The sequence below is a fragment of the Curvibacter lanceolatus ATCC 14669 genome (assembly GCF_000381265.1).
Lineage (GTDB): Bacteria > Pseudomonadota > Gammaproteobacteria > Burkholderiales > Burkholderiaceae_C > Curvibacter > Curvibacter lanceolatus.
Genome location: NZ_KB906303.1, coordinates 1 through 6,131, shown reverse-complemented (window position 1 = coordinate 6,131; position 6,131 = coordinate 1). Strand labels below are relative to the sequence as shown.

General features: G+C 64.8%; 8 protein-coding genes. 2 read left to right on the top strand and 6 right to left on the bottom strand.

Going from position 1 to position 6,131, the window contains the following annotated elements; genetic code table 11:
- The coding region (locus tag F624_RS0131600) for an integrase core domain-containing protein (protein WP_019576894.1) at nt 1–243 on the top strand (243 nt) is incomplete at its 5' end.
- A gap of 20 nt (nt 244–263) precedes the next feature.
- Here the strand turns inward: F624_RS0131600 and F624_RS33075 are convergent.
- The 5 genes from F624_RS33075 to F624_RS33810 form a co-directional block, all read right to left on the bottom strand.
- A complete protein-coding gene (locus tag F624_RS33075; protein WP_019578362.1) occupies nt 264–452 on the bottom strand; it encodes a hypothetical protein in 189 nt (62 codons plus the stop codon).
- 2 nt (nt 453–454) lie between these two features.
- Nucleotides 455–868 carry a hypothetical protein gene (locus tag F624_RS0131590; RefSeq protein WP_019578361.1) on the bottom strand — a complete coding sequence of 138 codons (414 nt, stop codon included), beginning with the start codon at nt 866–868 and terminating at the stop codon, nt 455–457.
- A gap of 399 nt (nt 869–1,267) precedes the next feature.
- Nucleotides 1,268–1,675 carry an SRPBCC family protein gene (locus F624_RS0131585; protein ID WP_031256967.1) on the bottom strand — a complete coding sequence of 136 codons (408 nt, stop codon included), beginning with the start codon at nt 1,673–1,675 and terminating at the stop codon, nt 1,268–1,270.
- A 113-nt stretch (nt 1,676–1,788) separates the two neighbouring features.
- Nucleotides 1,789–3,891: a cation:proton antiporter gene (locus F624_RS0131580; RefSeq protein WP_019578359.1), complete on the bottom strand. Its 2,103-nt coding sequence runs from the start codon at nt 3,889–3,891 to the stop codon at nt 1,789–1,791.
- 437 nt (nt 3,892–4,328) lie between these two features.
- Nucleotides 4,329–4,805 carry a hypothetical protein gene (locus tag F624_RS33810; protein ID WP_019578358.1) on the bottom strand — a complete coding sequence of 159 codons (477 nt, stop codon included), beginning with the start codon at nt 4,803–4,805 and terminating at the stop codon, nt 4,329–4,331.
- A gap of 225 nt (nt 4,806–5,030) precedes the next feature.
- Between F624_RS33810 and F624_RS0131570 the strand changes: the two genes are divergently transcribed.
- Nucleotides 5,031–5,789 carry a sulfite exporter TauE/SafE family protein gene (locus tag F624_RS0131570; RefSeq protein ID WP_019578357.1) on the top strand — a complete coding sequence of 253 codons (759 nt, stop codon included), beginning with the start codon at nt 5,031–5,033 and terminating at the stop codon, nt 5,787–5,789.
- An 8-nt stretch (nt 5,790–5,797) separates the two neighbouring features.
- Here F624_RS0131570 and F624_RS36150 read toward each other — a convergent pair whose 3' ends face one another.
- On the bottom strand, nt 5,798–5,962 hold the full coding sequence (locus tag F624_RS36150; RefSeq protein WP_245573782.1) for an EAL domain-containing protein: 165 nt from the start codon (nt 5,960–5,962) through the stop codon (nt 5,798–5,800).
- Nucleotides 5,963–6,131 lie beyond the last annotated feature (169 nt).

Genomic DNA, 6,131 nt, shown 5'->3' with positions numbered 1-6,131 from the left:
GCCCTGGTCAAAAGCTACGGCCTGCAGCAGGAGTTCATCACGCCTTACAGCCCTGAGCAGAATGGCATGGTTGAGCGCGTGATCCGCACGCTCAAGGACCAATGCGTTCATCGCCACAGGTTTGAAACCCTGCAGCACGCCAGCCGAGTGATTGCGGACTGGATCAGTTGGTACAACCATCGGCGCCCTCACCAGGCGCTGAAAATGAAGACCCCCGCTGAGGCTTATGCGTTAGCGGCCTGACCTGTGCAGAAAGTGCTGGGTCAATACATGGCTGCCTTAGCGGCTGTCTCGGTGGCGGCTTGTATGGCCTTGGGCCCTTTATGGGCAGCCGCCTGGATCAGCCCGAACTTGTGAGCGGCATCCGCCTCGGCCCGCTTGAATGTTGCGATGAGTTCAGCGTGGGCAATGGAGGGGTTCACAGCAACTCCCATCTCAATCGACGTCGTCATGCTTAAATTTTGACGTTGGTGCGAAGCAAGGCGGTTCTCAATTCGCGCGTGGCTTCTTTGGAAATATCCACCTTTTGAACCGCCAGGTCGAACGAAGAGCCTGGCTTGATGCTGGTGGGCAGTATCTTTTTGGCTGGAAGCTTGGCTGGGTACGTGCCTTGACGTGGACACATGCGAACGGAAAACCCGAATTCTTCGAGCACGCCTTTCGCATACAACTCTGCCAATTGTTGAAACGTCACGTAGGTTGAGCGTTTCACGTCTTTGCGTCCTGGTTGGCTGACGTCGCGAACGAGTTCGAATTTTCCAAGTGAATCGCGTTGGGTATCGGTGAACGGATGCAGCAAGAAAGTCTGACGAACGCCATCCTTTTTGGACACCCAAGTGTGCTCGACGGCTATATCGGTTAACAGCATGTTGTTTTTCCAGCTCCGAGAGCTGCAGGTTGCATGAGCGCATCAGCCGACACATCGCAGACAGCAGATTTTGTTTTCAAAAGACGTCAGCGGGGAGCCAAGTGCCCCTCGGGATGCGGGTTGTTCGTGCGGGCAAAAATCACCCAGAGGGCGGGCACTTTAACTGAACGACCGCCGGTGGTAGATCCCGATGGCACGGCGATGGACCGCTTGGGGTCCCAAACTGCCTGCCAAGGGGGGGCCATTGAAAGCCCGCTGCCAGCCTGTGGTCGTCATTCAGGAGTGGATCTTAGCTCCGCCGCCGCCTGCATTCAGTCCGCGCATGGATCCGCAGCGGCACCTGCCAGCCACCACCCGAAACCCAACAACTTCAGGCACCGATGCAGCCCCGCCTCTTGCCTAAATTCGGCTCTCCACATGCCGTTTGAAGTTGTTCAAGATGGCTTGCCATCCCTCTCGCTGTTGCTCAACGGAATGCATGTCTTCCCCATCAAACTCCACTTTGACTGTGACGCCTGGGGGTGTGGCCGTGAACTCGACGCTGGCCTGTCGGTCGCCGAACGAATATTCCAGCAGGTGATGTACCACCACCCGGGTGTAGGTTCCGGCGAAATCAAAGCCGAAGCTGCCGTCTTTGGCTTCCATGCGGGATGAAAACGCACCGCCTTCTCGAAGGTCAACGCTTGCCTTGGTGGTGTGCCAGTCGTCTGAAGCTGCGTTCCATTGAACGATGTCCTCAGCTGTGGTGTAGGCGTGCCACACGGCATCGATCGGTGCCGTGACTGTGGTTTCAACCGTGATTTTCATGGGTCACTCAGAGGGTGGGTTGGGGATCGGACGTTGGCGCCCATTTTGAAACAAGCGCTTGAGAATTGGTGACCTGCGCGGTGGCAGTTTTTCTGCGGGCCTCCCCCTCAGTCTCACTTCCCATCACCGCCACCGCGCTGTTTCCTCAAGGCCGGCCTTGCAATCCCCAGCTGCCAGGCCCGCCACAACTCCTGGTCCACCCAGGTGTAGACCTCTTTCGAAATCACACTTTCTGCCACCATGGCTTCCATGGCGGCGCGGCCCTGGCGCAGGGCGAACAGCAGCAGCAGGCGGCGCTCCAGGGCCTGGGTGAAGTCGGGGTGGGCGTCGCGCAGGGCCTGGATGGCCTGCTCGGCCGATTGGCTGCGGGCCTGCAGCACGGTGTCGAGCACGCCGGCCATGCGTTCGCCCAGCAGGGGTTTGAGGCGGCTCTGGTTGTAGCGGTGCAGGCGCTCCAGCACGGCGCGGCGGCAGATCAGCAGCTCGAAGCGGTCGGCCAGGGCGGCGGCCAGGGGGCGGTCCAGGTGCAGGTGGCGGTGCAGCCACAGGGCCACCTGGTAGCTGGCGTGCGGCTCCAGGATGCGGCGGGCGGCGCGGTTGTAGCCCAGGCGGCCTTCGTTGCGGGCAGCGTCGATCATGTGGCCGGTGTTGCGCATCATGGCGTCGAGGTTGCGCACACTCACGATGCCGTTGCCATAGTCGGGGATCAGGTCGCGCTCGCGTGTGGCCAGTGTGGTCAGGCCGATGGCCAGGCGTTCGCGCTCGTTCAAATCGGCGGCCAGCGGCGCTTGCCCCAGCGCCAGGCCGTGGCGGTACAGCTGGTTGACCTCGGCCGCGGCCTCGGGCTGAAAGTGGAAGGTGGCGGCAATGCGTTGAACGGTGGCCTCCACCTCTTCGGTGGACAGGTTGATGGCCTGCTGCTGCAAGGCCTGGTCTTGGGTCGACAGCCTGTCCAGCCCCAGCTGGCGGATCACCCAGCGCAGCGAGCTGCCGTTGACCAGCAGGCTGAACAGCACAAAACCGGTGGCGATCACCGACACAAAATGCCGCGTGGCCGCCGGCAGGGCGGTGTTCTCGGCCACGCCCATGGCCAGCACCAGGGTGACGGCGCCGCGCAGGCCGCCCCAGGCCATGGCCAGCTTGTAGGCCGACGAGATGGGGGCGCTCAGGCGCAGCCGGCTCAGCGCGGGCAGCATCAGGTACAGCACGGCCAGCCGCCCCACAAAGGCGGCCACCACGGTGGCCATCAGGTAGCCCACGTCGTGCCAGGCCACATCGCGCAGCAGGTGGGGCACCCGCACGGCGGCCAGCAAAAACACGATGGCGCCGGCCAGCACGGCAATCTGCTGCCACACCAACTGCACGTGGTCCCAGTTGCGGGGCGCCAGCCGGGTCTTGGCCAGGCCGTTGATGACCAGGCCGGCACACACCACGGCCACCACGCCCGACACATCCAGCCATTCCCCCCCCAGCAGGTACAGGGCGTAGGGAACGGCCATGGTCAGCGCCGTCTCGGCCGAGGCGATGTTGCCCATCAGGGGCAGCACAAAGGCCACGGCCCGGCCCACCACCAGGCCCAGCAGCACACCGCCCCCAAATGAGTAACCGAGGCTGGTCAGCCCGTCCACCCAACTGACCGACGCACCGTGGCGGGTCAGCATGCTCATCAGCACGGCGGCCAGGGCAATGGCGGCCGCGTCGTTGAGCAGGCTTTCGCCCTCCACCAGGCGTATCAGCCGCCCCGGCGCGCCCACGTCGCGGAAGATGCCCACCACGGCGGAGGGGTCGGTGGTGGCCACGATGGCCCCCAGCAGCAGGCACACCACCAGGCTTTGCGGGGCCACCAGGGCCAGGCCCAGGCCGATGGCCCCGGTGGCCACAAACACTGCCACCACGGCCAGCAGCAGGATGGGCGCGGCATCTTGCAGCATGTTGCGCACGTCCACCGTCAGCGCCACCTGAAACAGCAGCGGCGGCAAAAACAGCCACAGGTAGGCCTCGGCCGGAAAGTCGGGGCTGATCAGCGGGGCGAAGAAGAAGGCGGCAAACTCAGGCGCCACCGAATCGATGGCCACATAGCTGGCCCCCAGGGTGATGCCCACCAGCGACAGCAGGGTGGATTCGGGGGCACCCATGCGGGCGGAGGCCACCTGCACCAGGGCCACGATGGCCAGCAGGCTGGAGGTCAGGACAAGCAGTTCGGCAAGACTGGGCACGGGGCAATCAGGTGCCGGTCAGGCACCGGTTGTGAAAAGGGGGGGGGGGGAGGGGGATTGGGCCGTGTTGAGCGCCCCGCCTGCGGCAGCTCTTGCCCGAACGTGCCCGGCGCAGCGTGGCTGCATGGCAGCGCCAGACAGGGGCTGAGGAAGGGGGGAGGAGGGCGGCGGCAAGGCATCCATCACGGGCCGTGTCGGGTGCGGGCACCCGGGCAAGGGCCATGATAGCCCCGTCTTCCCCAGGCCTGTCCCTGGCGGCACCGCCTGGATCAAACAAGGCTTGCAAAGAGTGCAAGCCATTGCAAGCAGGGGTGCTCAGATGGCCAAAAGAGGAGCAAAAGAGGGCTCAGAGCGCGCGGAAAGTGCTCGAAAAGAACGCGAACAGAATCCGAAAGGAGGGCAACAGAGCGCTTGAGGCCAAGGCCCCTGGCGCCGCCTCAGGCGGTTTGACGGCTCAGGCGAAGGCGGCGCGGGCGCTTGGGGGGCGCGTGGCGGGCGGCCTCGGGCTGGGCGCTTGCGGCTTCTGATGGCGGGGGCGCTGGGTTGTAGGCAAGGGCTGTGGAGTGGGCGGGCTCACGGGGGGCGTCCAGCAACTGGTCCAGTGCCTGGGCCTGCCGGGCCTGTTCGCCGGCCCGGCCTTGCAGCAGGTGTTGGGCGCACTGGCGCAGCAGCATGGCCATCCAGTCGATGGCCGGGCCTGTGGTGCGGCGGTAGTGCCGCGCTTGCTGCCATACACGCACATAGCAGGCCTGCAGCACCTGTTCGGCCCAGGGGGGCGTGGCCACCAACATCAGGGCCAGCACATACAGGCGGTTGGCGGTGGCGTCGTGCAGTTCGGTCAGGGCCGGGCGTTCGCCTTGGGCGATGCGCTCCAGCAACTGGATCAGGCGGTGGGGTTCGTTGGCGTGTGTCATGGGGCAGGCTGCTTGACCCGTCTTCGTTCGGAAGGTTCCGTTCGTCGCGCGTCTGGAGCGCCGGAAGTGTGCCTCGGTGGCCAATTTCTGGCTGATGCGGCCGGCAATATCCTTGCCTGGGCAGGTTTCATGGCCCGAGCCGCCCGCAGCCTGCCGGCGCCCGGGGCACAATGGCGCGCCCCAGCGCTTGCCTGCTGCCGGGCTTGTTCTCCATGGGTGTGTCGATTGTCTGAACTGCTGCAACATTTTTCGTGGGTGGCTGCCTTGGCCGCCCTGCTGGTGGGCCTCTCCAAAGGGGGGTTGCCAGCCATCGGCATGCTGGCCGTGCCTTTGATGGCCTTGTCGATGTCACCGGTGCAGGCGGCCGTGCTCTTGCTGCCGATCTATGTGGTGTCCGACATGGCCGGCCTGTGGCTGTACCGGCGCGATTTCAGTGCGCCCAACCTGCGCATCCTGGTGCCGGCCGGGCTGGCCGGCGTGTTGCTGGGCTGGGCCACGGCGGCCTGGGTGTCCGACCGGGTGGTCACGTTTCTGATCGGTTTGATGGGCCTGGGCTTTTGCCTGTATGCCTGGCTGCGCCGGCAAAACGAGGCCGCGCCCCAGCCGGTGAACCGGCTCAAGGGCTGCTTCTGGGGCACGGTCACGGGTTTCACCAGCTTCATCTCGCATGCTGGGGCGCCGCCGTTTCAGGTCTATGTGCTGCCCCAGAAGCTGCCCAAGGCCAAGTTTGCCGGCACCGCCACCTTGCTGTTTGCGGCCATCAACCTGGCCAAGATCGTGCCTTACCAGTTTCTGCGCCCCTATTCGGCCCAGGCGCTGTGGGGCGCGGCGGCCCTGCTGCCCTTTGCCCTGGCCGGCACAGTGGCCGGCGCCTGGTTGACCCGGCGCCTGGCCGATGTCTGGTTCTTCCGGCTGGTGCAGGTCGGCCTGCTGCTGGTGTCGGTCAAGCTGATGGTGGATGCCTGGGGCATGGCGCCGGGTTGAAGAGCCCCTCAGCCCTGCCGTGTGGCCATGAGCAGGCTCGCGTCAAAGTGCGCCCGCCAGGCCTGAAACTCTTCCGGCGGCATGGGCCGGGCAATGAAGTAGCCCTGGGCATAGTCGCAGCCCAGGCTGGCCAGCTGGTCCCAATGGGCCTGGGTTTCGACGCCTTCTGCCACGGTTTTGCGCTGCTTGAATCGCTTGATCTCAACTGGTGTGGTGGCGTTCGTCCAGGGCTTGGTGAGCGTTGCGCATGTGCGCACGGATTGGTGCCAAAAGGAATGCCACAGGCATCAGCCAAGAGCGTGTATTGGCGTCACGATCTTTGTGAGTGGGCTGCTCCTTTTC